Raw genomic sequence first — 26,333 nt, 5'->3', positions numbered from 1 at the left:
CGCCCGCCGGGTCCGCGCCGGCGGCAGTGCCCGTGCACGCCGTGTCGACCTCCGGGTCGCGCGGCGTGCACGCGTCCCGAGCAGCTGGGCCATTCGGTCCCGCGGGGTGCGCACCGGACCGTAGGTTGGGTGCATGCCCGGACGAGGATGCCGACGATGACGCCCCCCACCAGCCAGAACACCCCCGTGGCACCGCCGGCGGCCGCCCCCGGACGGCGAGGGTCCATCGGGGTGATGCTGCCGCGCGACCTACCCGCCGCCCAGGTGCTGGCGTTCGCGCAGCGCGCCGACGAGCTCGGGTTCGACGAGCTGTGGGTCGTCGAGGACCTCGGGTTCCGCGGCGGGTTCGCGCAGGCCGCCGCGGCGCTCGCGGTCACGGCGCGGATCCGTGTCGGCATCGGCATCCTGCCGACCGGTGCCCGGAAGGTCGCCTACACGGCCATGGAGCTCAACACCCTCGCCGAGCTGTTCCCCGGCCGGGTCGTGGCCGGCATCGGCCACGGCATGCCGGGCTGGATGCGGCAGGTCGGCGCCTGGCCCGCCAGCCCGCTGACGCTGCTCGACGAGCAGGCCACCGCGCTGCGCGCGCTGCTGCGTGGCGAGTCCGTCACAGCCGACGGCCGGTACGTGCACCTCGACGACGTCCGCCTGGAGACACCCGCCGCCCAGCCGCCGCTGGTGCTCGCCGGTGTGCGGGGCCCCAAGTCGCTGGCGCTGGCCGCGCAGGTCACCGACGGTGTGGTGCTGGCCGAGCCGGCGACCCCCGAGTACATCGCCGCCACCCTCGGTCACCTCGGCGACGGGCCTGGCCGGCACGTGGTCACCTACGACGTGGCGTGCGTCGACGACGACGCGGACCGGGCCCGCTCGCTGGCCCGTCCCGCGCTGGAGTGGATCGGCGAGCCCGACTGGGCTCCGCACCTGGCCCCGTTGCCGTTCGCGCAGGAGTTCGCCACGTTGCGTTCGGCGGCCACCGACCGCAGCGCGTTCGCGCAGGCCCTGCCGGACGCGTGGGTGGACCGGCTCGCCGTCGTGGGAACGCCCGCGGGTGCGCGTGCGGCGATCGACGCACGCCATGCCGCGGGGGCCTCGACGACCGTGCTGATCCCCGTGGGCGCCGAGCCGTTCGCGGCGTTGGAGGGGCTCGCGCGCGTGCTCTGAGGTCGCCGGACCCGGACGTGACGAACCCCGGACGGATCACCGCCCGGGGTTCGTCACGACGTGCAGGTCAGAGGACGGCACTTGCCTCGACGGACACGATCGAGGACTGCGAGAAGTCGTCGGCCTGGTTCGCCAGGTTGGCTGCCGAGCCGGCGCCACCGAGGACCCACAGCACGATCGTGATGATCCACGCCATCTTCTTGTGCTGGTCGTAGCCCTGCAGCGGGCGGCCTTCCTTGTCCTTCTGCGCGCCGGCGAGCACGAGGATCAGGTCGATCAGCGCCCAGATGCCGAAGCCGCCGAGCGTGATGAGCTTGAGGATGCCGGTGCCGACCTTGCCCAGGTAGAAGCGGTCGACGCCGAGCCAGCCGAGGAGGTAGGCGAGCAGCCACGTGACGACGAACGACTTGGTCGACTCATTCCCGGCGGGCGCGTAGCCGTAGGCCGAGGCGGCGACCGGTGCGCTCTGCGGCGGCACCCCGTAGGCGCCGGCGGGGGGTGCCGGAGGCGTCGGGGGCAGCGGCTGTGCGCCGTCGGCGGCGTACGGGTCGTTCGACACGGTGTGTTCCTCTCGGTGGACGGTCCGAGGAGGCAAAGGACGTGGAGATGCCCCCCGGCTGGACCATCCAAGCAGGTCAGGGGCTCCGGCGGGACGCGGTCCGTGGACGTGCTCGCCGGGGCGGGTGACGTGGGTCAGCGGTGGTGCGGCGGCACGTCGTAGAGGGTGTGCTCGGCGTGGTGCAGCACGTTGGCCACCAGAGCCGCCACGTGCTCGTTGGCCTGGGCGTAGTGCACGGTGGTGCCGTCACGGCGGGTGGTGACCAGCCGGCCGGCGCGCAGCTTGGCCAGGTGCTGGGAGACGGCGGGCACGGGCCGGTCGACGGCCGCGGCGAGCGCGCTGACGGACATCTCGGTGCCCTCGAGCAGCGCCAGCACCGCGAGTCGGGTGGGGTCGGCGAGCAGGCGCAGCACCTCGACCGAGCGGGCGAGGTCGGCCTGCGGGGGAAGCGGGGCGCCCGTGCGCGCAGGGGCGGTCACGGAGCGCGCGGGGCGGGTGGGTGCGGAGGTCATCGGGCGGCCACCTCGATCCTTGCTGCCGGTCGCCGGGCCTGGCTCACGGCGCCGCGGGCTCGGCGGGCGTGCCGGGCACGCCCATGATCGTCCCACCCTCGACGGTGCCCGGGTCGGCGTCGGACGTCTCGGGCTCCTCGGGCGCGGTGCGCGGCCAGAGCCAGGCGGCGGTCACCGAGGCGCCTGCGGCGACGACGGCCAGCACCAGGGCGGCCCGCCCGAGTCCGACCGCCCCGAGCCACCCGGCGACCGGGTAGGTCACCAGCCAGCAGGCGTGCGACAGGGAGAACTGGCCGGCGAACGCTGCGGGCAGGTCACGCCCGGGCACGGAACGGCGGATGAGCCGTCCGACGGGGGTCTCGGCGGCTGCCCAGCCGAGCCCCACCAGGACCCACAGGGCGCCGATCGCCACGAGTCCGGCCTGCGGGTCCGTCACGTGCAGGGCGAGAGGCACCAGTGCGGTGGCGCCGGTCAGCAGGGCGGCGCCGGTGAGCATGACGCGGCGTTCGTCGACGTGGTGGAGCACGCGGGGCAGCGCGATCGCACCGAGCATGGAACCGGCGCCGTTGGCGGCCAGCACCAGGGCCACGGTGCCGTCGCCCTGGCCGAACGTGTCGCGGACGATGACCACGGTCTGCACGATGACGAACGCGCCGGCGGCGGCCACGGCCAGGTTCAGCGCGAGCACGGGGCGCAGCGCCGGGGTCCGGACGAGCAGGCTGGCCCCGCGGCGGACGCGGACGGCGAAGGGTTCGTCCTCGGTGCCGTCGGCGGTGGCTGCCGGGGTGCCCGTGGCGCCCGTGCGGGGGACCGCGACGGTGAGCACGAGCAGCGCCGAGGCGGCGAACCCGACCGAGGTGCCGGCGAAGAGGCTGGTGAAGGGCATGACGAGCAGCAGCGCGGCGGCCAGCACGGGCGACAGGACCGACTCGAGGTCGTAGGCCAGACGTGACAGCGACAGGGCGGCGGTGTAGTCGTCCTCGTCGGGCAGCACGTCGGGGATGACGGACTGGAACGTGGGGGTGAACGTGGCCGAGGCGGCCTGCAGCACGAAGATCAGCACGTAGATCTGCCAGACCTCGCCGACGAACGGCAGGGTGGCGGCGACGGCGCACCGCAGCACGTCGGCGCCGACGAGGACGCGTCGGCGGGGCAGGCGCGCGACGACCGCGGCGGCCACGGGTGCGACCACCACGTAGGCGACCATCTTGATGGCCAGGGCGGTGCCGAGGACCCCGCCGGCGCGCGGGCCGGCCAGGTCGTAGGCGAGGAGGCCGAGGGCGACGGTGGCCAGGCCGGTGCCGGCCAGCGCGACGACCTGCGCCAGGAACAGGCGGCGGTAGACGGGGTGGCTGAGGGCGCGGATCACCTGCGCACCGTAGTCAATGCTTGCGCAAGCACGCAATGAGCGAGGCGCGCGGAAGGACCTCAGGTGCACCCACGGGGGCACCGCCGTGCACCCAGCGCAGTACACGGGTCGAGCCCGAGGGCTGACGACCCCGACGCCACCGCTGCGAAGACTGGGGTCAGGACGCACCGGACCGTCGGGCGTGGCACCACCGGGAGACGACGTGAGCAGCCTGACGACGAGCCGGCCGACACCTGCGGCCGTGTGGACGGACCTCGACGCGGCGACCGACCGCACCCCGACCGCCGGCCGGGACACCCGCGGGCGCCACCAGGGCGAGGTCAGCTGGAAGGTGCTCGCGCACCGCTCCCTGCAGATCGCCTCCGCGCTGCACGCGGTCGGGGTGCGGCAGGGCGACCGCATCTCGCTGCTGGTCGAGGCCGGGCCCGAGCGCACGGCCGTCGCCTACGCCTGCTGGCGGCTCGGCGCCGTGGTGGTCGCCACCGCACCCGAGCTGACGCTGCGCGAGGAGGCCCAGGCGCATGCCGCGGCTCGACCGCAGGTGGTGGTGGCCGACAGCCGAGGCCTGCTGCTCACCCGCGCGCTGCGCACGCCGCGCCTGCGGATCGCCACCGAACGCGTCCCCGTGCTCGACGAGCTCGCGCTGGGCGCCCGCTACCACCTCGCCGACCTGGTCACCCGTCGTCTGCTGATCGCACTGCCCGAGCCGCCCGGACCGGACGACGACGCCGCCCTGGTGTTCGCCCCGTCGGACGACGAGCCGATCGGTGCCTACTACACGCAGTCCGACCTCGGACACCTGCGTGAGCTCCTGGAGCCCGTCGTCGTGGGCAGGGACGATCCGAGCCGCATCGGCAGCAGCGGTGCCGTTCCGACTCGTCCGGCACGGGCGCCCCGGAGCACGCTGCGCGCCACGTCGGCGCGCGTCCTCGCCGGGCTCGCCCTGCCCGCGTTCGGCTGAGCCGTCGCCGAGATCGGGGGCCCGACCTGGCCCCGGTCAGGCCGCGCGGGCCAGCACCGCCAGCCAGGGCGAATCCGCCGTGAGGTCGTCGCCCGCGAGCGAACCCCACAGCTGCTCGACCCGGAGCCCCGCCGCGGTCAGCGCCGGCGCCAGCGTCTGCGGGGTGTAGTCGTGGAACCACATCCGGTACGCGGTGACATCCTCCGGACCGGCGACCACCACGTAGTGCGAGCAGGTGAGATCGCCCGGGTACCGGTGCTGCTCGGTCAGCACCAGGTGCCGCCCGGGCCGCCACAACCCGCCCTCGACCACCTCCCACGAACGGGCGGACGGCGGGTGCGCCACCGGCGTGGACACGTCGAGCACGACCGCGCCGCCCGGCCGCAGGCTCCGCCGCGCCCGCAGCAGCAGGTCGTCGCGCACCTCGTCGGAGAACGTCGACAGCTCCCCGTAGACCTGCAGCACAAGGTCGTAGGTCGCCGGCTCGTCGAGCGTGGTGAAGTCCTGCACGCGGTACTCGATCGCCAGCCCGTGCCGACGGGCCTGCTCGCGCGCGTAGGCCACCGACGACCTGCTCAGGTCGACACCCGTCACCTCGCACCCGACCCGTGCCAACCGCTGGGCGTACAGGCCCGGACCGCAGCCCAGGTCGAGCACGCGCCGACCCGGCCCGGCCAGTCCGAGACGCACCAGGTGGTCGACCGTGCGGGCGATCTCGTCATCACGGCGGCTGGCCGCGTCGGTGCCCTGGTCCAGGTGCGCCTCGAGCAGGCGTGCGGCGATGTAGGGGTCGTCCCAGAACGGGCCGTCGCTCGCGGCGTACGGCTCGGGACGCGCGCCGGCGTGCGCGAGGGCGTCGATCATGGGCGCAGCATCGCGCCGCGCGCGGCTCGACGACCAGCAGATTTGCGCGGGCCGGGGCGCGGACCCGCCCCCTCCAGCGGGGGGCACGAGGGGGCGGGCCCGGCCGCCCGACGAGTCGGGCACCCAGGAGACCGGCCGCGCGCGACAGGGGACGACGGCGTGGCCGGTGATGCGGCGCGTTCCCCGGCGGGCCGTCCCTCACCTCGGCCCGCCGCGTCCCCGCGCAGGGACGACTCTGGTCGGCCGACCTCGAAGAAGGGTGGGCGAGGGCTGTGCGTCAGCCGTGCGCGCGGGTCAGGTCAGGTGAGCGGGTCGGCGAGAGGCCCGAGGTGCAGCGGCGCCGCATCCACCTGCACCCTGCGCTGCCGGTCGCGCTCGACGAGCAGCACCGCACGAGGCTGCGTGGCTCCCGGCGCGACGAGCACCAGCTCGGTGACGGCGCCGCGGTCCCAGGCGACGTCGACGACCAGCCCGCCGCGCGCCCGCAGACCGCGCACCGAGCCGGAGGCGGCGATGTCGGGCAGGGCGGGGAGCAGGTCGAGCACGCGCACACCGTCGAGGGTGCGGTGCGACTGCAGGATCGCCTCGGCGACCCCGGCCGCTACGCCCAGGCTCCCGTCGATCTGGAACGGCGGGTGCGCGCACCACAGGTTCGGGTAGACGCCGCCCGCGTGCCCGGCCTGGTCCATGGCCGCCGGGACGGGTGTGAGGTACCGGTCGAGCAGGTCGCCGACGCGGTCGCCGCGGCCCAGCCGCGCCCACAGGGCCAGCCGCCAGGCGAGAGACCACCCGGTGCTCTGGTCGCCGCGCTCGTCGAGGGTCCGTGCCGCACCGCGTGCCAGCTCGGGCGTGCCCTGCACGGTGATCCGGTCGCCGGGGAACACGCCGTACAGGTGCGACTGGTGCCGGTGGCCCGGTTCGGCCTCCGTCACGTCGAGCGACCACTCGGCGATGCGACCGTCGGGCAGCAGGCGTTCGGTCGGCAGGCCGGCCACGCGCGCCAGGAACTCCTCCAGCAGCGGGTCGTCGGCCAGCTCGGGAAGCACGGCGCGGCTGTCGCGGACGCACTGCGCGAGCTCGTGCAGCAGCGCCAGGTCGATGGTCGACCCGGCCAGGATCGCGCGGGCCGCGCCGTCCGGTCCGACGAACGTGTTCTCGGGCGAGCTCGACGGCGCGGTGGTGGTGCCGCCGGTGGGGGAGTCCACCACCCACGCGTTCGCGAACGCGACGGCGCCGCGCAGCAGCGGCCAGTGCTCACGCAGCGTCGCGGTGTCGCCGCCGAACGCGTGGTGCTCCCACAGTGCGCGCACCAACCACACACCGGCCAGCGCGAACGCGCTCCAGGGCGCGCCGCCGTCGCCGTGACCCTCCTGGTGGGCGAACCCCCACCCGTCGGCGTTGTGGTGCGCGACCCAGCCGTCGGCGTCGTACACCTCGCGCGCGACCTCGGCGCCCGTCACCGACAGCAGGCGGACCAGGCCGACCAGCGGGTCGAGGCACTCGGGCAGCGCGAGCGTCTCGGCCGGCCAGTAGTTCATCTGGGTGTTGATGTTGAGCGTGTAGTCGCTGTTCCACGGCGGGCGGAGCTCGCCGTTCCAGATGCCCTGCAGGGTGGCGGCGCGGGTGCCGGGACGCGAGCAGGCGAGCAGCAGGTACCGGCCGTACTGCACGAGCGTGGTCAGCAGCGCGGGGTCGCGGTCGCCCGATGCCCAGGCGGCCAGGTCGCGCGGCGTGGTCCGCCCCGCGGAGCCGGGTGACGCATCGGTGCCGGTGCCCAGCTCGAGGTGCACGCGGTCCATGAGCGGCCGGTGCTCGGCGACGTGCCGTGCCCGCAGCGCATCCCACGGGTGGCGGGAGGCCTCGGTGAGCCGGGTCAGCACGGTGTCCGGGGCCGGGTCGAGGTCGGCAGCCGCCCCCGCGGTCTCCAGGTGCGCGCCGGTCGCCAGCAGCAGCACGACCTCGGTCCCGGAGACGGTCACGTGCTCGTCGTCGGACTCGAGCACCCCGCCGACCAGCACGCGGGCGCCGACGCTGCCCAGCAGCGACCTGCCCGGTCCACCGTCGGTGACGTCGCCGCGCAGGTGCGCCGGCACGTCAGCCGGCAGCCGCACCTGCCCGAGCAGGTCACCGCCGACCAGGCGCGTCACCAGCGCGTGCGGCGAGACGAGCCGGACGTCGAGCCGCAGCGGCTGCGGGGCGGTCCAGCGCACCACGACGACCTGGTCGGGCGTCGAGACGAACGCCTCCTGCGTGAGCCCGTCGGCCGTGGCCCACGACGCGATGCCGTCGCGCAGGTCGAGCCGCCGCCGGTACCCCGGTCCGGCCGCCCGACCCAGCGTGACGTGCACGTCGGCGAGCGGCTGGAACGCCTGCACGTGCCCGACCTGCATGGCGTTGCTGAGCCGCTCCGCCTCGGCCAGGTGACCGGCCAGCACGGCCGCCCGCAACGCACGGAACGTCGCCGGGTCCGCCTGGGCGTCCGGTCGGCGACCGGCCTGCGGGCCCGCGCCCGACCAGAGCCGGTCGTCGGTGAGCTGCAGCACGTCGACGTCCGGGCTGCCCCACGTGAGCAGCCCGGTGCGGCCGTTGCCCGCCGGGTAGCCCTCCGTCCACTCCACGCCGGGGCGGTCGTCGAGCAGCTCGAGCGGACGAGCGGGCATCAGGTGCTCCCGGCGGTGAGGGTCGCGGGCGGTGACGGTGGACGTGCGGTGACGTGCGGCGAGGTCAGTCGACCGACGGCCAGTCGAGCACGAGCACGTCGCCCTCGGCGCGCACGGGCGCACCCAGTCCGACGGCCGCCGACCAGCCCTGCGCGCCCTCGGCACGCAGCTCGACCCGCTCGCCGGTGCGCCGCACCACCACGGTGGCCGGTGCGGTGCCGGTCGGGTCGGGCACGACGCACGTCGAGATGTGCCCGTCGGGCAGGTCGAACAGCCGCAGCACGAGGCCTTCGCGCAGGTCGCGGTCGGGGGTGTCGATGCGCTCGCCGGTGGCCAGCACCGTGCCGGGGCGCACGTACAGCGGCAGCGAGTCGAAGTCGTGCTGCTGGCGGTGCCAGCGCGGACCGGTGACCTGCTCGCCGTCCAGCAGCGACGTCCACGTGCCCTCGGGCACGTACACCTCGACCTGACCGTCGGCGCGCATGACGGGTGCCACGAGCAGGCTGTCGCCGAGCATGTACTGCGTACCGATGCCTGCGGTGCCCGGGTCGTCGGGGAACTCCAGGAACATCGGTCGCATCACGGGGATGCCGGTCGTGCTGGCGGTCTCTCCGGTCGCGGCCAGGTAGGGCATGAGCTGCAGCTTGAGGTGCGTGAACCGGCGGGTGACGTCGACGGCCTCCTCGTCGAAGGCCCACGGCACCCGGTAGGAGTCCGACCCGTGCAGACGGCTGTGCGAGGACAGCAGCCCGAAGGCGAGCCAGCGCTTGAACACGGCCGGGTCGGGCGTGCCCTCGAACCCGCCGATGTCGTGGCTCCAGTAGCCGAACCCGGACGAGGCGAGCGAGAGCCCGCCGCGCAGCGACTCGCTCATGGCCGCGAACGTCGACTCGCAGTCACCGCCCCAGTGCACCGGGTACTGCTGGCCACCCGCGGTCGCCGACCGGGCGAACACGACGGCCTCACCCTCGCCGCGCTCCTCGCGCAGCAGGTCGAAGACGACCTGGTTGTAGAGCTGGCTGTAGTAGTTGTGCATGCGCTCGGGGTCGGAGCCGTCGTGCCAGACGACGTCGGTGGGGATGCGCTCGCCGAAGTCGGTCTTGAAGCAGTCCACGCCCTGGTCGAGCAGCACCTTGAGCTTGCCCTGGTACCAGGCCACCGCGTCGGGGTTGGTGAAGTCGACCAGACCCATGCCGGCCTGCCACAGGTCCCACTGCCACACCGACCCGTCGGCGCGCGTGACCAGGTAGCCGCGCTCCTTGCCCTCGGCGAACAGGTGCGAGCGCTGGGCGATGTACGGGTTGATCCACACGCACACCTTCAGGTCCCGCTCGTGCAGGCGGGCCAGCATGCCCTCGGGGTCGGGGAACGTGGCCGGGTCCCACACGAAGTCGCACCAGTGGAACTGGCGCATCCAGAAGCAGTCGAAGTGGAACACCGACAACGGCAGACCCCGCTGCGCCATCCCGTCGATGAACGACATCACCGTCGCCTCGTCGTAGGACGTGGTGAACGACGTCGACAACCACAAGCCGTACGACCACTGGGGCACGCGCGGGGGGCGGCCGGTGAGCGCGGTGTAGCGGCGCAGCACGTCCTTGGGAGTGGGGCCGGCGATCAGCAGGTAGCGCAGGCGCTGGCCGGGCACGGAGAACTGGGTCGTGGACACGACCTCGGAGCCGACCTCGAACGAGACCTCGCCGGGGTGGTCGACGAACACGCCGTAGCCCGCGTCGGACAGGTAGAACGGCACGTTCTTGTACGCCTGCTCGCTGGCGGTGCCACCATCGGCGTTCCAGATGTCGACGCTCTGGCCGTTCTTGGCGAACGTGCCGAACCGCTCACCCAGGCCGTACACGTGCTCACGGACGCCGAGCGTGAGGCGCTCGTGCACCCAGCTGTTGCCGTGCTCGTCGCTGACGAACCCGACGGACTTCTCGCCGGACGACGTGATGACCTGCCCGTCGAGCTCGAACTCGAGCGACCAGGGGCCTTCGGTGGCCACGCGGGCCAGCAGCGGGCCGGTCTGCAGCTCGGCGTAGGCGGCGCCGGTCTGCTGCGGCAGCAGCACCTTGGCGTCGACGTCCTGCGTGGCGAGCGTGAAGCGCGGCCCGCGGTCGACCGCACCGGCGTGGTGCTCGATGGTCACGGCGACGACGCCTTCGAGCGGCGACTCCAGGCGCACGCTGACCAGCGGGCGGTTGAGCGTGTCGCCGCGTCCGCGGACCACGGCGGTCGAGGCGTAGACGTCGAGCGTGCCGTCGCCGGCCTCGACGTCGACCACGTCGCGCGGGTGCAGGACGCCCAGGCCCTTGCGCAGCAGCCAGTAGCCGTCGGTGAACTTCATGGGGGTGCACCTCCGAGGTGGCCTTCCACGTCGTCCTCGACGTGCGGCGATGTCAGGACACCCGGGTCCAGGAGGGTTCCGCGGGCGTAGTGGCAACGTTACCATCACACTCGCCGATGTCGTCGAGAAACGGAGTTCGCGTGCCACCGCCCCCGGGCCAGACCCTCCCCGAGCCCGTCCTGCCGGGGTGCCACCCCGATCCGACGATCTGCTTCGACGGCACCCGCTTCGTGCTCGTGACCTCGTCGTTCACGTACTGGCCGGGCCTGCCCGTGCACGTCAGCGACGACCTGGTGCACTGGGAGCCCGCCGGTCACGTGCTGACGCACCCCGGCCTGCCGGACCTCGACGGGCTCGACGTGTCCGACGGCGTGTGGGCACCGACCGTGCGGTGCTTCGACGGCGTGCTGCACGTGGTGTTCACCGTGGCCCGCGAGCGGCGCGGCGCGCAGACGTACCTGTGCACCGCCACCGACCCGGCCGGCCCGTGGTCCGCCCCGCAGCCGCTGGAGACCGACGGGTTCGACCCCGCGCTGTTCCTCGACGTCGACGGCCGGTGCTGGTTCACGGCGTGCCGCGACTCGCGCACGCCCGGTGCCGGCCCCGGTGAGCTGTTCCTGCGCGAGCTGGACCGGGCCACCGGCCGGCTGGTCGGTCCGGAGCACGTGCTGTGGCACGGCGCGCTGAGCGGCGCGTGGGTCGAGGGCCCGCGGCTGCTCGAGCACGACGGCCGCTACCACCTGGTCGCCGCCGAGGGGGGCACGGCACGGCACCACGCGGTGACCGCGGCCACCGCCCCGGCCGTGACCGGGCCGTGGACGACGGACCCCCGCAGCCCGCTGCTGACCCACCGGCACCTGGGTGTGGACGCGCCCGTGCAGGCCGTGGGCCACGCCGACGTCGTCGACGGCCCCGACGGGCGCACGTGGGGCGTGGTCCTGGGCACCCGACCGGTCGACGGCGGGCACGTGCTCGGGCGCGAGACGTTCCTGGTGCCCGCCGCGTGGGACGAGGACGGCCTGGTGCTGGCCCCCGGGGTCGGTCGGCTCGCGCCCGTGCCCGGCGTCGGCGTCCCGTCCGGACCGGTCGCCGAGGACGACCTGGACTGGGTGGGTCTGCGTGGCCCGGTCGAGCACACGCGCACCGGGACGACCCACCGGCTCGCGCCCCGACCCGATCCGCTCACCTCGCACGGTCGGCCGGGCCTGGTCGGGCGGCGCCAGGACACCCACGCCTGCACGTTCGCCGCGACCCTCGACCCGGCCGACCTGTCCGGCCCGACCGGCCTGGCCGCCTACCAGCACCAGGACGCGTACCTGGCCGTGCGGGTCGAGCCCGACCCCGCCGGGGCGCACGTGGTGGTCGAGCTCGTCGACGACGCCGGTCCGCACGTGCTCAGCCGGCGTCCCGTGGAGGGGCCGGTGCGGCTCGAGCTGCGCACCGACGGGCGCACGTACCGTGCAGGCGTGCTCGCCGACGGCGGGTTCGTCGAGCACGCGGCCGTGCCGCACCTGCGGCTGGCCACCGAGCACGTCGGGGGGTTCGTCGGGGTGCTGCTCGCCCTCGTCGCGCAGGGCCCCGACGGTTCCGTCCCGGTGACGTTCACCGATGTCCAGCATGTCCGTGAGGTCGCCGACGAAGGAGTCCAGCCGTGACCAGCACTGTCAGCACCACCCGCACCGCCCCCGCCGCAGCCCCGGCCGCAGCGCCCGCCGGCCCGGCACCGTTCGTGCCCGCGCGCGGTCTGCTGTTCGGCGGCGACTACAACCCCGAGCAGTGGTCGCGCGAGACGTGGCGCGAGGACGTCGAGCTCATGCGCCGCGCCGGGGTGACCACCGCGACCGTCGGTGTGTTCTCGTGGTCGTGGCTCGAGCCGGAGGAGGGGGTGTTCGACTTCGGCTGGCTCGACGACGTGATCGCGCTGCTGCACGAGAACGGCATCGACGTGATGCTCGCGACGCCGACCGCCTCGCCGCCGCCGTGGTTCACGCTGGCCCACCCGGACGGGCTGCCCGTGGGGCCCGACGGTGTGCAGCTGTGGCACGGCAGCCGCGACACGTACTGCCTGTCGGCACCTTCCTACCGGGACGCCTCGCGGCGGGTCGCCCGGGCGCTGGCCGAGCGGTACGGGCAGCACCCGGCGGTCGTGGGCTGGCACATCCACAACGAGTACGGCACGGTCTGCTGGTGCGACCACGTCGCGGTCGCGTTCCGCCGCTGGTTGCAGAGCCGCTACGGCGACCTGACGACCCTTAACGACGCCTGGGGCACGGCGTTCTGGTCGCAGCGGTACAGCACGTGGGAGCAGGTGCTGCCGCCGCGCAGCACCCAGTACCTGCACAACCCCGGCCACGCGCTGGACTTCCGCCGGTTCGTCTCCGACGAGCTGCTGGCCTGCTTCACCGACCAGCGCGAGGAGATCCGCGCGGCCGGTTCGACGCTGCCGGTGACGACCAACCTCATGCTGCCGTCGTGGAACCACTGGGAGCAGTGGTCGTGGGCGCGCGAGCAGGACCTGGTGAGCATCGACCACTACCTCGACGCGAGCGGCCCCGAGGGCGAGGCGCACGTCGCGTACGCCGGTGACCTGGCACGGTCGTGGTCGCAGGGGCGCCCGTGGCTGCTCATGGAGCAGTCGGCGGCGGCGATCACCGTCGACGGCACGAGCCTGCCGAAGGAACCGGACCGCATGCTCCGGCACTCCCTGGGCTACGTGGCGCGCGGCTCGCAGGGGTCGCTGTTCTTCCAGTGGCGGGCCTCGTCGGCGGGTGCCGAGACGTGGCACAGTGCGCTGGTGCCGCACGCGGGCGCCGACTCCGAGACGTTCCGTGCCGCCGAGAGCCTGGGGGCGACCCTGCGCGAGCTCGCGGACGTCGCCGCCCCGCCGGCCGACGGGCACGTGGTCGCCACCGACGTGGCGGTCCTGTGGCATGCCGACGGCTGGTGGGCGCTGGAGACCGACGGTCTGCCCTCGAACCAGCTGTCGTACCCCGACACGCTGCGCCGCACGCACCGGGCGCTGTACCGGCAGGGCCTGCCCGTCGACTTCGTGGCGCCGGGCGGCGACCTGTCCGCGTACCGGCTGCTGGTCGTGCCCGCGCTCTACGCCATGGACGACGCCACCGTGGCCTGGCTCGAGCACTACGTGCGTGAGCAGGGCGGGCGACTCGTGGTGCACCACCTGACGGGCATCGCGGACGCGTCGATGCGCGTGACCACGGGCGGGTACCCGGGCCGCCTGCGCGACCTGCTGGGCGTGCGCGTCGAGCAGGTCCGCCCGCTCGCCGCCGACGATGCGCTCGCGCTCGACGACGGCAGCCGCGCCACGGTGTGGTCCGAGCTGGTGCACCTGCAGGGGGCGACGGCGCTGCGCACCTACGCCGGTGGTGCGTTGGACGGTCGCCCCGCCGTGACCGAGCACCGCACAGGTGCCGGCGTCGCCGTGTACGTCTCCGCGCACCTGGACGAGCCCGACCTGCACCGGTTCCTCACCGAGCAGGTCGCGCAGGCCCACGTGCGCCCCGTGCTGGCCGCACCCGCACCCGACGGGGTCGAGGTGGTGCGCCGTCGTGGCGCCACCCGCGACCACCTGTTCGTGCTCAACCACGCCGCCGAGTCCGTCGAGGTCCGTGGCCCCGGCGACGGCACCCCGACGGTCGTGCCGCCCGGCGGCCACCTGGTGGTGCCCGTACCCGCCGACGAGCCCGCGCCGCTGGTGGCGTGGACGGTGCGGAGCAGCCGATGACGGCCCGGTACGCGGCGCACCCTAGGGTCAGCGGCAGGAGGTAGCCCCCGTGCAGATCGACCCGAACTCCCGGAACATGCAGGGCATCACGTCGTTCCTGACGTTCGTGGCGCTCAACGTGCTCTACCTGCTGTGCTGCCTGCCCGTGGTGACCATCGGGGTGGCCACGTCCGCGCTGTACGAGGTGACGATCCGCTACTCCGACGACGAGCGCGGCCGCCCCCTGAAGGACTACCTGCTGGCGCTGCGGGCCAACGCGGTCCGGGCGACGCTCGTGTACCTCGCGCTCGTCGTGCCGGCCGCCATGCTGCTCTTCAGCGGTGTGTTCTGGTTCTCCTCGGGGACCGCGGTGGGCACGGGGGCCGGTCTGCTGGCGTTCCTGGCCGCGGCGTACCTGCTCACCGCGTTCCTCTACGGCATGGCACTCGTCGCGCAGTTCGCGGCGGGTGTTCGGCGCACCGTGCGCAACTCGCTGCTCCTGCCTGCAGCGGAACCCGTCCGCACCTTGGGTATCGTCCTAGTGCCGGTGACTCTGGGGGCGGTCGCGATCGTGTTCCCCGCCTTCGTCGTGGTGCTGGTGACCGTGGCCTTCTCCGTGGGCGCCTACGCGAGCGCGTTCCTGTTCAGGAGCGTGTTCACGCGCCACATGGGCTGAGGAGGCGCTGCGAGCCGCTGCGGCCGCCCGGTGCGGGGTTCGTGGTGACGAGGAGCGGGACAGGATGCAGCAGCGCAAGCGCGCGAAGGCGCCCAGCATGGTCGACGTCGCGCACGCCGCGGGCGTCGGCCTGGTCACGGTCAGCCGCGTGCTCAACGACCCCGACGTGGTCAGCGAGGACACCCGACGGCGCGTGCAGGAGGCCATCGACCAGCTCGGCTACCGCCGCAACGACCTGGCCCGTGCGCTCAAGAGCGGACGGTCGACGACCATCGGCGTGGTCATCGCCGGGTCGGAGGTCTTCGAGCTGTCGTCCATCCTGCGGGGTGTCGACGGGGCCGCGCAGGCGGCCGGCTACTGGGTGAGCCTGGCCAGCTGGCAGCACGGCGCCATCACGCGCCTGTCCGAGCTGGTGGACCGGCTGGCCGACCAGGCCGTCGAGGGGGTCGCGATCATCGCCGACCACCCGCTCGAACCCGCCGTCGTGGAGCGCATGGCCGCCCGCCTGCCCGTCACCGTGGTCCGCTCCGGCGACCTCGACCTGCCGTCGGTCAGCTCCGTCGAGATCGACCAGCGGGTCGGCGCGCGCCTGGCCACGCAGCACCTGCTCGACCACGGCCACCGGCGTGTGGTGCACCTGACGGGCCGCCTCGACGCGTTCGACGCGCAGGCCCGGCAGAGCGGCTGGGAGGAGACCATGCGCGAGGCAGGTCTGCCCGTGGAGCAGCTCGAGGGTGACTTCACGGCGGCCAGCGGATACCGGCTCACGCAGGAGGTCCTCGGCTGGGCGCAGCGCCCGACGGCCCTGTTCGTCGGCAACGACCTCATGGCGTTCGGGGTGCTGGCGGCGCTCGCGGAGGCCGGGGTGGACGTGCCGGGCGAGATGTCGGTGGTGGGCTTCGACGACATGGCGGGTGCGGACTTCCTGGTCCCGGCGTTGACGACGGTGCGTCAGGACTTCGTCACGCTGGGGCGCACGTCCATCGAGTCGCTGGTCAGGCTGATCCGGGGGCAGCAGACGCAGCACCACCTGATCCCGCCGACGTTGACGGTCCGCGCCAGCTCGGGGCCGGTGCCGGCGGGCGCCTGACGGTCTGCCGAGAGCCCGGCGGGCCCTGCGCCCGGCGTGCCTGGAGGGTCCAGGTCAGTGGCTGTGCGCGATGCCCTGCGCGTGCATCCGTTCGTGCTCCTCACGGGCGGCCACGCGCGCGGCGACCCGGGCGGCGACGTCCTCGCGGCGCAGCGGCGGCACGGTCGTCGGCGGGTTCCGGCGGGCGGGCAGGTCGGCGAGGGCCTGGGCGGTGGCGCGCGTCACGGCGGCGACGGCCGTCTCGAAGGCCTCACGCGTGCTGTCGCTGACCTTCGTGATGCCCGTGACCTTGCGGACGTACTGCACCGCGGCGGCCTCGATCTCCTCGTCGGTGGCGGGCGGCTCGAGGCCCCGCAGGGTGGTGATGTTGCGGCACATGGTCCGACGCTACGCGCGGCGCGGGCGGTCCGGGCGAAATCAGGTTGACCCCGGCATTGACGGTGGCAACGTTTCCAGTGCATGCTGCTCCCCGTCCGGAGGCTCGCACCGTAGCCGCCTCCGCCGTCCGTCGAGGGAGACAGGATGTACACGCCGGAACGCACGACCCCGGTCGGCGCCCGTCAGCAGGGCGCCTGGTTGTGACCGCGCTCCAGGTGGGCGCGCCGCCCCTCGCGCAGGACGAGCCCGCTCGTCCCGCCCCCCGCCCCACCAACCGGCCGCGCCGCAAGTCGATCGTGATGGCCCTGTGCATCGCGCCGTTCCTGGTGCTGGTCTTCCTGTTCTCGTACTTCCCGCTGTTCGGCTGGATCTACTCCCTGTACGACTACAAGCCGGCGCTCGGCCTGTCGGGCAGCGAGTTCGTCGGGCTCCAGTGGTTCCAGATGCTCGTCAGCTCCCCGACGCAGCTCGCCCAGATCGGCCAGGTCCTGCTCAACACCCTGGCGATCAGCTTCCTGGGAATCGTCGGCTCGGTGTTCCCCCTGGCCTTCGCGGTGATGCTGAACGAGGTCAAGGCGCCCTGGTTCAAGAACGCCGTGCAGACCCTGACCACGCTGCCCAACTTCATCTCGTGGGTGCTGGTCTACGTCATCGCCTTCTCGCTGTTCTCCTCCAGCGGCCTGGTCAACGACGTGCTGGTCGACTCCGGTCTGGTGACCGCGCCGATCCACTTCCTCGACAGCGACCAGCACGTGTGGCTGTCGATGGCCGCCTGGAGCATCTGGAAGACCCTCGGCTGGGGCGCGATCATCTACCTCGCCGCGATCTCCGGCATCGACCAGTCGCTCTACGAGTCGGCGCGGATCGACGGCGCCGGACGGTTCCAGCTCATGCGGCACATCACGATCCCGCAGCTCATGCCGACGTACATCGTCCTGCTGCTGCTGTCGATCGCGAACATGCTCAACAACGGCATGGAGCAGTACTACGTGTTCCAGAACGCGTTCAACAAGGAACACCTGCAGGTGCTCGACCTCTACGTCTACAACATCGGCATGACCGGCAACAGCCTGTCGCTCGCCACCGCCGTGGGCATGCTCAAGAGCCTCGTCTCGGTCGCCCTGCTGTTCACCGTCAACGGGATCGCCAAGCGCGTGCGCGGCGAGTCCATCGTCTGAGGAGCGCGACCCATGACGACCCTTGCCCCCGCCCGCGCCGTCGCCCGCCGCGGCACCCGTACGCCGCGCACCACCGGCGACGTGCTGTTCACGGCGCTCAACACGTTCGGGTTCGTGCTCATCGCCCTGATCTGCGCGTACCCGTTCTACTACCTGGTCATCAACTCGATCAGCGCCAACGACGTCTCCGCGCTGGGCAACGTGCGTGTGTGGCCCACCGGCGTGCACCTGGCGAACTTCCGCGAGGTGTTCTCCATCAACGGGCTGTCCTCGGCCGCCGCGGTCACGATCGCCCGCACGGTCATCGGCACGCTGGCCACGGTGTTCACGTCCGCGTTCCTGGGATTCATGTTCACCCAGGAGCGCATGTGGGGCCGGGTGTTCTGGTACCGGTTCACGGTCACCACGATGTACTTCAGCGCCGGCCTGATCCCGGTCTTCATCGTCATGAAGAACCTCGGCCTGACGAACAACTTCCTCGTCTACATCCTGCCGCTGGTCGTGCAGCCGTTCTTCATCATCCTGGTCAAGACGTACGTGGAGGGGCTCCCGCGTGAGCTCCAGGAGGCGGCCGAGGTCGACGGCGCGAACATCGTGCAGGTCTTCTTCCGCATCTACCTGCCGAGCATGACGCCCATCCTGGCGACCGTGGCGATCTTCGCCGCCGTGGCCCAGTGGAACTCGTTCCAGGACACCCTGATCTACGTCACGGACCAGTCGCTGTACACGCTGCAGTACCTGCTCTACATGTTCATCAACCAGGCCAGCAGCCTCGCGCAGGCCGCTCAGAACGCCGACGGCAACATCGGCATGGTGGCTGCGGCGGCCACGACCCAGACGCCGACCTCGATCCGCATGACCGTGTCGGTGATCGTCGTGCTTCCGATCATCTTCATCTACCCCCTGTTCCAGCGCTTCTTCGTGAAGGGCATCATGCTCGGCGCCGTCAAGGGCTGACGTCGCAGAACCCCGGAAAGGACAGCAATGAAGCTTGTCAGAAAGATGCCGGCCGTCGCCGTCGCCGTGGTGGCCGCGACCATTCTCGCGGGGTGCTCGGGTGGTGAGCCCGACGCCGAGGCGAAGGTCGTCACCGAGTTCCCCGCCGAGTGGTCCGAGCCGATCACGATCGACGTGTTCGACTCCCTCGCCAACTACATGGGCATGCAGGAGGGGTGGTTCGCCAAGATCGTCGAAGAGAAGTTCAACATGAAGTTGAACATCATCGCTCCGAACGTGGCCGGTGGCGGCGACACCCTCTACAACACGCGCGTGTCCGCCGGTGACCTGGGCGACCTGATCATCGTCGACCGTGGCACCAAGCTGGACGAGCTCATCGAGGGTGGCCTGGCGGCCGACATGACGCCGTACTACGGCGCCATGACGAGCGTCGCGGCGTACGACACCGCGGTGCAGCACGCCAACGAGGGCCTCGGTGGTCTGTACGGCATCCCGACGTCGGTGTCGGCGATCAAGCCGACCGAGCCCTCCGAGGGTCTCGACCCGACGTTCGGGCCGTTCGTGCGGTGGGACCTGTACGCCGAGCAGGGCTACCCCGAGCTGGGCACGCTCGAGGACCTGCTGCCCGTGCTCAAGGAGATGCAGGACGCGCACCCCACGGCCGACAACGGTGAGCCCGTGTACGCCCTGTCCCTGTTCAAGGACTGGGACGGCAACATGATGGTTACCGCCAAGCAGCCGGCCTGCTTCTACGGCTACGACGAGCTCGGCTTCGTGCTGGCCAAGGCCGACGGCTCGGACTACCAGGGCATCCTGGACTCCGACTCGGCGTACGTCCGCAGCCTGAAGTTCTACTTCGAGGCCAACCAGATGGGCCTGGTCGACCCGGAGTCGACGACGCAGAACTACGACACCCTGTTCTCGAAGTTCCAGAACGGTCAGGTGCTGTTCTCGTGGTGGCCGTGGCTCGGCCAGACCGCCTACAACACGGCGGCCAACACCGCCGCAGGCAAGGGCTTCCAGCTGGTGCCGATCGACGACCAGCAGATCTTCTCCTACGGTGCCGAGGCCTACGGCGGCAAGACCGAGATGGTCATCGGCTCGCAGGCGGAGGACCCGGAGCGCATCGCCGCGTTCATCGACTGGCTGTACTCGGCCGAGGGCGTCTACGCCAACGCCAACCAGACGGCCGGCACCGCCGGTCCGGAGGGCCTGACGTGGGAGCTCAACGACGCCGGTGAGCCCGAGCTGACCGAGATCGGCCAGAAGATGGCCCTCGAGGGCGACGCCGAGGTTCCCGAGGAGTGGGGCGGCGGCGAGTACGTCGCAGGCGCCTCGGCCCTCAACACGACGACCGTCGTCGCGGCGGACCTCGACCCGGCCACCGGCTACTCGTTCAACTACAAGACGTGGCCGACGTACCAGGCGCTCGTGCAGACCCCGCTGAGCGAGGACTGGTCGGCGCACATGGGTGGCGCGACGAGCACGATGGAGTACCTGCGGGCCAACAACCAGCTGCTGGTGGCCCCCGGTGCGAGCTACGCCGCCCCGGCGGACTCCTCCGAGATCGAGACGCTGCGCAACCAGGTCAAGGCCCTGATCGTGCAGTACTCGTGGCAGATGTCGTTCGCCAAGGACGAGGCGGAGTTCAACTCGCTGCTCGCCGAGCTGCAGACGCAGGCCTCCGGCCTCGGCTACGACAAGGTGCTCGAGTTCGACATGACGAACGCCAAGGCGCAGGACGAGGCGCGCAAGGCGGTCGCCGCCGAGCTCGGCTGACCTGACGGGCCGACGCCCCCGTCGACGAAGGACCTGGTCCTCGTCGGCGGGGGCGTCGTCGTGCGTGGGGCAGGTGGGTCGAGTCGCGCGAGCTCCGGTGCCGGTGACGTCGCCTCGGCTGCGCCTGGACACACCTGTGCCCCGGTCCTCCTCGTCGAGGCCGGGGCACAGGTGTCTGCGGGTGGCGGCGCGGGGGAGCGCCGCCCGAACGGTGCTACACGAGCCCCGCCTCCGCCACCCGGGTTGCGCCGACCAGCTGGAGGCGCAGGTCCAGCACGTCACCGACGGCGACGGGCTGGGTGAGCGGCACGACGACGTCGTGCCAGGTGTAGGGGTCGTCGCCCGCGGGGACGTCGACCGGTTCGGCGAGCGTGGTCCACCCCTGCTGACCGGCGAGGCGTGCCTCGACGCCGACCTGGGCGGCCCGGGCGGCCGGCCAGGTGCGGCGGGCGACGCGCACCCGCACGGACGACACGGGTGCGGCGACGGTGACCCGGTCGTACCGGGCCCAGCCGTCCTCGCGGTCGCGCACGACCTCGACGCAGCTGCCCGCCTCACGCGTGCGGTCGGACGTGACGACGCCGTCGACCGCGTGGAACGCCGAGGCGTCCAGCAGTGAGCCGTCCTGCACGGGTGCCTGCGGGCCGCGCACCGTGAGCGTGGCGGTGACCGCCTCGTCCTCGGCGTGCGCACCGGCGGTGAGCCGGTACGTGCCGGGCTGCACGACGAACGCGCCGGGAACCTCGGGACCGCCCGTGGGGTGGGGTGCGCGTGCGGCGACGTCCCAGACCGCGAGGGTGCCCAGGGGCACGGGCAGCGCGACGACCTGCTGCTCGCCGGGGGCGAGCGGCACGCGGGTCCAGCTGACCAGGCGGCGGCGGGGTGCGGGCACGGGCAGGTCGGCGGGCGCCTGCACGTACAGCGCGACGAGCTCGTCGACGGGGCGCTGCCCGGTGTTGGTCACCGTGACGCGGGCCGTGACCTGCGCGGGCATCTGCTGGAGGGTGCCGACCATCGGGGTCTGCGCGAGCAGCGGCGTGCGGGCGGGGGTGTGCCGCCCGGTGATCGCCGGTGCCTCGACGTCGACGGCCGTCAGCCCGAGCGCGTCGTACGCGACGTGCGAGTACGCCAGGCCGTGCCCGAACGCGAACAGCGGGGCGGCGTCCTGGTAGCGGTGCGTCTGCCCGCTGCCGACCACGTCGTACTCGAACAGGTCGCCGGCGTCCTCGACGTGCCGCCACCAGGTCTGCGCGAGGCGCCCGGACGGTTCGACGTCGCCCGAGAGCACGTCGATGACGCCGTGCCCGAGCTCCTGGCCGGCGTGCGAGCTCCACACGACGGCGGCCGCGCGGTCGGTCTCGTCGCCGAGGGCGTACGGGTAGCTGGACACGACGACCAGCACCGGCCGCGTGCTGCGCGCTGCGGCGTCGAACGCGCGGCGAGCGGTGGGCGGCAGGTCCAGGTCGGGGCGGTCCTCGGTCTCGCGGCCGGCCACGTGCGGGTCGTTGCCGACGGCCACCAGCACGCTGTCGGCGCCCGCGCAGGCCTGCTCGATCTCGGCGGCGCCGTCACGGCGCACCTCGACGGCGAACCGGGTGGCGGTGGCCTCCTCGCCGTCGGCGACGAGCACGCCGGTGTGCCGCTGCACGCGCAGCCAGCGCCCGCTGGCGCGGTGACGGAACGCGACGGACTCGTCGTCGTAGCGGCGGATCACGAACAGCTCGTGCACGACCCAGCCGTCGACCTCCTGGGCGTCGGCGTGCACGAACGCGCCGTCGCCGCCGAGGAACGCCCCGGTGTCGTCGCTGCGCAGCGTGACGACGTCCTGACCCCAGTCGGTCAGGGCGAACGTGGAGTCGGGGGCGATGGCGCCACCGGTGACGGCCGCGTCGGTGGCGGTGGTGTCGACGGCCAGGTAGCGGCCGGTCGAGACGTCGCGCAGGGCGACGCGGTCGATCCCGTCGGCCACGCGCAGGTCGGCGTCGGGGTAGCGCTCGCGCAGGGCGTCGGCGAGCGACGTGCGGTACAGCAGGGTGCCGGAGTACCAGTCGCGCAGGGTCTGGTCGGCGAACGGGCCGACGAGTGCGACCACGCGGGGCTCGGTCAGCGGCAGCGCGCCGTCGGGGTTGGCCAGCACGACCACGCCGCGGCGGGCGACCTCGCGGGCCAGCTCGCGGTGCGCGGGGGCGTCGAGGGCCTCGGCGGGCACCTGGTACGGGTCGGCGCCGGACAGCTCGCCGGTGCGGGCCCGCAGCTCGAGCACGCGCAGGACGGCCAGGTCGATGTCGGCCCAGGTGATCAGGCCGGCGTCGAGGGCCGCGGTGAACCGCTCGATGGTCAGTCGCGGGTCGTCGGCGTTCTCGGTGTAGGAGTCGACGCCGGCGCGCAGGGCGGCGGCGTGCGCGGCCACGTGGTCGGGGTGGTACCGCTCGATCTCGACGATGCTGGACGGCGCCTGCGCGTCGGACACGACGGCCACCGACTCGGGGGTCCACGAGCGCAGCTCGTCGAGCAGCTCACGGGCCACGTGGTTCGGGCGGCCGTTGACCTGGTTGTACGAGGGCATCACGGCGCCGACGACACCGGCCTGCAGGGCGGCGCGGAACGCGGGCAGCTCGTGCTCGCGCAGCGTCTGCGGCGGCACGTGCGAGCTGGCGGCGGAGCGGTCGCCCTCGTTGCCGTAGGCCAGGTAGTGCTTGAGCGTGGGCACGGTGAGCCACACGTCGGGGTCGTCACCGCGCAGGCCGGCGCAGTAGCCGGTGGCGAGCACGCCGGTCAGGTCGGGGTCCTCGGAGTAGCCCTCCTCGGTACGGCCCCACAGCGGGTGCCGGGTCAGGTTGACCACGGGCGCCCACACGTTGAGCCCGGCGCGGGGGTCCACGACGCGCTTGGCGCGCACCTCGGTGGCGACGACGCGGCCGACCCGGGCCAGCAGTCGCGGGTCCCACGAGCAGGCCATGCCGACGGGCTGCGCGAAGCTGGTCGCCTCGCCGAGCCAGGCCAGACCGTGCAGCGCCTCGGTGCCGGTGGTGAAGGAGCCGAGACCGAGCCGTTCGACGGCCGGGACGCGCTGGTGCAGGAACGCCAGCTTCTCCTCGGGGGTCAGGGCGGCGAGCACGTCGGCCGGCGTGCGCGGCGCGACCCCCTCGTCGCCGGTACGGGGGGCCTGTGTCTCAAGGGCCACGAAGGAACCTCTCGCGTCGTTGCGGATCTGCCGGACGGGCCCTGGTGCAGCGCGCGGCGAGGCGGCGTCCCGAAGCCCACTGGAAACGTTACCAGTCGCGCCCCTATGCTGGCGCGTGGTCTCGGGCACCGCACTGACGCGCAGGTCCGCAGGCCCGCGCGCCACCACCGTCGGTGACGTCGCGCACGCGCCCGACCGGAGGTTCTCGTGGCCCTGACCGACATGCCGTTGCCCGAACTGCGCGAGTACCGCCCCGCGCTCGACACCCCGGCCGACCTCGTCGACTTCTGGACCGACACCATCGCGCAGGCCCGCACCGCCACCGCCGACGCGCCCACCCTGGTGCCCGCGCAGACACCCGTCACCGAGCTCGTCGTCGAGGACCTCACCTTCCCCGGGTTCGCCGGCGACCCCATCCGCGCCTGGGTCACCCGCCCCCAGCGCGCCGGACGCCTGCCCGTGGTCGTCGAGTACATCGGCTACGGCGGCGGGCGCGGCCTGGCGGGGGAGCGCCTGCAGTGGGCGCTCGCCGGGTACGTGCACGTGGTCATGGACACCCGCGGGCAGGGCTCCGGCTGGGGATCGGGCGGCGAGACCCCCGACCCGCACGGCTCGGGCCCGTCGACCTCCGGGTTCATGACCCGCGGCATCGAGGACCGGTCGACCTACTACTACCGGCGCCTCTACACCGACACCGTCCGGCTGCTCGACGCCGTGCGCACCCTGCCGTTCGTCGACACCGAGCGGATCGCCGTCACCGGCGCCAGCCAGGGCGGCGGCCTCGCGCTGGCCGCCTCGGCGCTGTCCGGCATGCTCGGCGAACCGCTGACCGCCGCCATGCCCGACGTGCCGTACCTGAGCCACTTCCGCCGGTCCGCGCAGCAGACGCCGCTGCCGCCGTTCACCGAGCTGCGCACCTATCTGGCCGTGCACCGCGAGCGCGTCGAGGAGGTCTTCCGCACCCTCGCGCACTTCGACGGCGCCGTCCTGGCCCCCTACGCGCAGGCCCCCGCGATCTTCTCCGTGGCGCTCATGGACGACGTGGTGCTGCCCTCGACGGTGTTCGCCGCGTACAACGCGTACGGCGCCGAGGACCGCTCGATCGAGGTGTACGAGTTCAACGGGCACGAGGGCGGGCAGCTGCACCACTGGGTGCGGCAGACGGCGTGGCTCGCCGACCGCCTGTAGCCCGCGACCGTGCCGGGGGCGGGACGCGGTCGGGCGTCGACGTCCCGCCCCCGCCTCGCGCCCGGCAGTCGCCGCGGGGAGGTCAGGCGGTCGCCTGTTCCACGAGGGAGACGAGCTGCGCCACGTCGGCGTCCCCGTCGAGGTCATCGGTCAGGCTCGCTGCCTCGGCCAGCAGGTCGGCGGTGCTGACCTGCTCGGACCACGGGCCGTCGACGAGCCGATCGGTCAGCAGGGCGATCACGAGGTCCTGGCGCAGGCGGGGTGAGGCCTCGCTGGGCGTCGAGGCGCAGTCCGGGGCCGCCAGGGTGTCGGAGGCCTCGACGGCACGGCCCGCGTCGTCGAGGTAACGCACCGTCGCCGTGACGAACGGCTCGTCGGACCAACCGTCGCGGAGCGCGACCTCGTACAGCGCCGTGGTGGTGTGACCTGCGAAGACCTCGCCGCCGTCGACGGCGTCGTTGCGGAAGTCCTCGTCGGCCATGGCGCGGTTCTCGTAACCCAGCAGCCGGTAGCCGGAGACCTGGGCCGGGTCGAACTCGACCTGAGCCCGCGCGTCCGTGGCCGCCACGACGAGCGAGCTGGTGAGCCCCGTCGCGAACACACGCTTCGCCTCGGCTTCCGTGTCGACGTACACGTGCCACCCGTCACCCTGGTCGGCGAGCTGCTCCAGCAGCTGGTCGTTGTAGGTGGTGATGCCGACGCCCACCGAGATGAGGTTGATCCCGGACTTCGCCTCGGTGCTGATCCGGTCGAGGATCCCGTCGGAGTCCGTCTCGCCGACGTTCGCGACGCCGTCGCTGATGAGGATCACCCGGGTCATCCGACCCTCGGTGCGCATCGACATGGCCAGGTCGTAGCCGAGCGCGAGCCCCGCGGCGGCGTTCGTCGAGTTCTGGGGCCTGAGCTCGTCGATCGCCGAGAGGATGGCCTCACGCTCCGACACCGGCGTCGGTTCGAGGGCCACGTGGGCCTCGGTCGAGTAGCAGACCATGGCGACCCGGTCGGTGCGTTCCAGCGAGCCGACCAGTGTGCGCAGGGCCGCCTGGGTGGTCTCCATCTTTCCGGCCTCACCCATCGACCCCGAGCAGTCGACCACGAGCGCAAGGTCGGCGTCGGCACGGGAGCCGGCGTCGGCCGGTGCGCTGCTGACGCCGACACGGACCAGCTGGTGGTCGGGGCGGAAAGGCAGCGCGGTGGCGTCGATGCTCACGCCGAGCCCACGCTCGGGGGCCGGGTAGTCCTGCGCGAAGTAGTTGATGAACTCCTCGGTGCGGACCTCGTCCGGGTCGACGTACCCGCCTTGGGACATCGCGTCACGGAACCGGGTGTACGAACCGGTGTCGATGTCGAGCGCGAACGTCGACAGCGCGTCCTCCACCGGGTCCGTCATCCCGACCTGGTCCGGGTCGCCCGACTGTTCAGGGTCCGGGTAGGGCGCATCGACGACGTCCGGGACGGGTTGGCTGTAGCCGGTGTCCTGGTACCCGTCGCCGCCCGCCGAGCAGCCCGCCAGGGCCACCGCCATCACGATCGCCGCACCTGCCAGACCCGTCGTCCTGCCGTGGCTGAACCTCATCGTTGCCCCCTGTGTCCGTCATGGCGTCCTGGGGCGACAGTAGGGACGGAGTCCACCGCCGGGTGCCGTGAGTGGGGCTCCGTGACCGGAACGATGGGCTTCCGTGTCCCAACCGGAGCCGACGTGGCCGGACCGTGACCTGCGGCTACGCCGTCCGGGTGCACCGTTCG

Annotated in this window: 19 protein-coding genes; 10 read left to right on the top strand and 9 right to left on the bottom strand. The window is 73.0% G+C overall.

Annotated features, from left to right (window positions below):
- The first annotated feature begins 156 nt into the window (after window positions 1–156).
- Window positions 157–1,161 carry an LLM class flavin-dependent oxidoreductase gene (locus ACTHAM_RS00745; protein ID WP_440683752.1) on the top strand — a complete coding sequence of 335 codons (1,005 nt, stop codon included), beginning with the start codon at window positions 157–159 and terminating at the stop codon, window positions 1,159–1,161.
- Window positions 1,162–1,228: 67 nt separating this feature from the next.
- Here ACTHAM_RS00745 and ACTHAM_RS00740 read toward each other — a convergent pair whose 3' ends face one another.
- The 3 genes from ACTHAM_RS00740 to ACTHAM_RS00730 all read right to left on the bottom strand — a co-directional run bounded on the left by ACTHAM_RS00740 (window position 1,229) and on the right by ACTHAM_RS00730 (window position 3,601).
- A complete protein-coding gene (locus ACTHAM_RS00740) occupies window positions 1,229–1,720 on the bottom strand; it encodes a TM2 domain-containing protein (protein WP_440683750.1) in 492 nt (163 codons plus the stop codon).
- A gap of 134 nt (window positions 1,721–1,854) precedes the next feature.
- On the bottom strand, window positions 1,855–2,232 hold the full coding sequence (locus tag ACTHAM_RS00735; RefSeq protein ID WP_440683748.1) for an ArsR/SmtB family transcription factor: 378 nt from the start codon (window positions 2,230–2,232) through the stop codon (window positions 1,855–1,857).
- Between the two features lie 43 nt (window positions 2,233–2,275).
- The gene (locus tag ACTHAM_RS00730) at window positions 2,276–3,601 is read right to left on the bottom strand and encodes an MFS transporter (protein ID WP_440683746.1); all 1,326 of its coding nucleotides are present in this window, start codon (window positions 3,599–3,601) and stop codon (window positions 2,276–2,278) included.
- A 202-nt stretch (window positions 3,602–3,803) separates the two neighbouring features.
- Between ACTHAM_RS00730 and ACTHAM_RS00725 the strand changes: the two genes are divergently transcribed.
- The gene (locus ACTHAM_RS00725) at window positions 3,804–4,562 is read left to right on the top strand and encodes an AMP-binding protein (protein WP_440683744.1); all 759 of its coding nucleotides are present in this window, start codon (window positions 3,804–3,806) and stop codon (window positions 4,560–4,562) included.
- Window positions 4,563–4,598: 36 nt separating this feature from the next.
- On the opposite strand, the gene ACTHAM_RS00720 is transcribed toward ACTHAM_RS00725, so the two are convergent.
- The 3 genes from ACTHAM_RS00720 to yicI form a co-directional block, all read right to left on the bottom strand.
- On the bottom strand, window positions 4,599–5,426 hold the full coding sequence (locus tag ACTHAM_RS00720; RefSeq protein WP_440683742.1) for an SAM-dependent methyltransferase: 828 nt from the start codon (window positions 5,424–5,426) through the stop codon (window positions 4,599–4,601).
- Between the two features lie 299 nt (window positions 5,427–5,725).
- Window positions 5,726–8,086 (bottom strand): glycosyl hydrolase family 95 catalytic domain-containing protein, encoded by a 2,361-nt coding sequence (locus tag ACTHAM_RS00715; RefSeq protein WP_440683740.1) that lies wholly within the window; start codon window positions 8,084–8,086, stop codon window positions 5,726–5,728.
- A 64-nt stretch (window positions 8,087–8,150) separates the two neighbouring features.
- Window positions 8,151–10,433 (bottom strand): alpha-xylosidase, encoded by a 2,283-nt coding sequence (gene yicI, locus ACTHAM_RS00710; protein ID WP_440683738.1) that lies wholly within the window; start codon window positions 10,431–10,433, stop codon window positions 8,151–8,153.
- Between the two features lie 140 nt (window positions 10,434–10,573).
- Between yicI and ACTHAM_RS00705 the strand changes: the two genes are divergently transcribed.
- From ACTHAM_RS00705 to ACTHAM_RS00690, 4 genes are all read left to right on the top strand, one after another.
- On the top strand, window positions 10,574–12,088 hold the full coding sequence (locus ACTHAM_RS00705) for a family 43 glycosylhydrolase (protein ID WP_440683736.1): 1,515 nt from the start codon (window positions 10,574–10,576) through the stop codon (window positions 12,086–12,088).
- Complete coding sequence (locus tag ACTHAM_RS00700) at window positions 12,085–14,178, top strand: beta-galactosidase (RefSeq protein WP_440683734.1); 2,094 nt, start codon at window positions 12,085–12,087, stop codon at window positions 14,176–14,178. Before ACTHAM_RS00705 ends, ACTHAM_RS00700 begins: the two co-directional genes overlap by 4 nt.
- A 49-nt stretch (window positions 14,179–14,227) precedes the next feature.
- Complete coding sequence (locus tag ACTHAM_RS00695) at window positions 14,228–14,833, top strand: DUF624 domain-containing protein (protein WP_440683732.1); 606 nt, start codon at window positions 14,228–14,230, stop codon at window positions 14,831–14,833.
- A 64-nt stretch (window positions 14,834–14,897) separates the two neighbouring features.
- Window positions 14,898–15,923, top strand: coding sequence for a LacI family DNA-binding transcriptional regulator (locus ACTHAM_RS00690; protein WP_440683730.1), 1,026 nt, complete (start codon window positions 14,898–14,900; stop codon window positions 15,921–15,923).
- A gap of 54 nt (window positions 15,924–15,977) precedes the next feature.
- Here the strand turns inward: ACTHAM_RS00690 and ACTHAM_RS00685 are convergent, their stop codons facing one another.
- Window positions 15,978–16,301: a DUF2277 domain-containing protein gene (locus tag ACTHAM_RS00685; RefSeq protein ID WP_440683728.1), complete on the bottom strand. Its 324-nt coding sequence runs from the start codon at window positions 16,299–16,301 to the stop codon at window positions 15,978–15,980.
- A gap of 215 nt (window positions 16,302–16,516) precedes the next feature.
- Here ACTHAM_RS00685 and ACTHAM_RS00680 point away from each other — a divergent pair, with 215 nt between their 5' ends.
- Genes ACTHAM_RS00680 through ACTHAM_RS00670 form a run of 3 tightly spaced genes read left to right on the top strand, consistent with a single transcriptional unit; the run spans window position 16,517 to window position 20,215 of the window.
- Complete coding sequence (locus tag ACTHAM_RS00680; protein WP_440683726.1) at window positions 16,517–17,479, top strand: ABC transporter permease; 963 nt, start codon at window positions 16,517–16,519, stop codon at window positions 17,477–17,479.
- A gap of 12 nt (window positions 17,480–17,491) precedes the next feature.
- Window positions 17,492–18,436, top strand: coding sequence for a carbohydrate ABC transporter permease (locus ACTHAM_RS00675; RefSeq protein WP_440683724.1), 945 nt, complete (start codon window positions 17,492–17,494; stop codon window positions 18,434–18,436).
- 27 nt (window positions 18,437–18,463) lie between these two features.
- A complete protein-coding gene (locus ACTHAM_RS00670) occupies window positions 18,464–20,215 on the top strand; it encodes an ABC transporter substrate-binding protein (RefSeq protein WP_440683722.1) in 1,752 nt (583 codons plus the stop codon).
- Between the two features lie 214 nt (window positions 20,216–20,429).
- On the opposite strand, the gene ACTHAM_RS00665 is transcribed toward ACTHAM_RS00670, so the two are convergent.
- The gene (locus tag ACTHAM_RS00665) at window positions 20,430–23,399 is read right to left on the bottom strand and encodes a glycoside hydrolase family 3 C-terminal domain-containing protein (protein WP_440683720.1); all 2,970 of its coding nucleotides are present in this window, start codon (window positions 23,397–23,399) and stop codon (window positions 20,430–20,432) included.
- A 207-nt stretch (window positions 23,400–23,606) separates the two neighbouring features.
- Between ACTHAM_RS00665 and ACTHAM_RS00660 the strand changes: the two genes are divergently transcribed.
- Window positions 23,607–24,587, top strand: coding sequence for an acetylxylan esterase (locus ACTHAM_RS00660; RefSeq protein ID WP_440683719.1), 981 nt, complete (start codon window positions 23,607–23,609; stop codon window positions 24,585–24,587).
- Between the two features lie 82 nt (window positions 24,588–24,669).
- On the opposite strand, the gene ACTHAM_RS00655 is transcribed toward ACTHAM_RS00660, so the two are convergent.
- Entirely contained in the window at window positions 24,670–26,163 is a 1,494-nt protein-coding gene (locus tag ACTHAM_RS00655) for a YfbK domain-containing protein (RefSeq protein ID WP_440683718.1), read from the bottom strand.
- Window positions 26,164–26,333: the final 170 nt, after the last annotated feature.

The organism is Cellulomonas soli (assembly GCF_052036975.1).
GTDB classification, from domain to species: Bacteria; Actinomycetota; Actinomycetes; order Actinomycetales; family Cellulomonadaceae; genus Cellulomonas; species Cellulomonas soli_A.
Note: the sequence above shows the minus strand (reverse complement) of the source record. Positions and strands in the feature narration are given on the sequence as shown.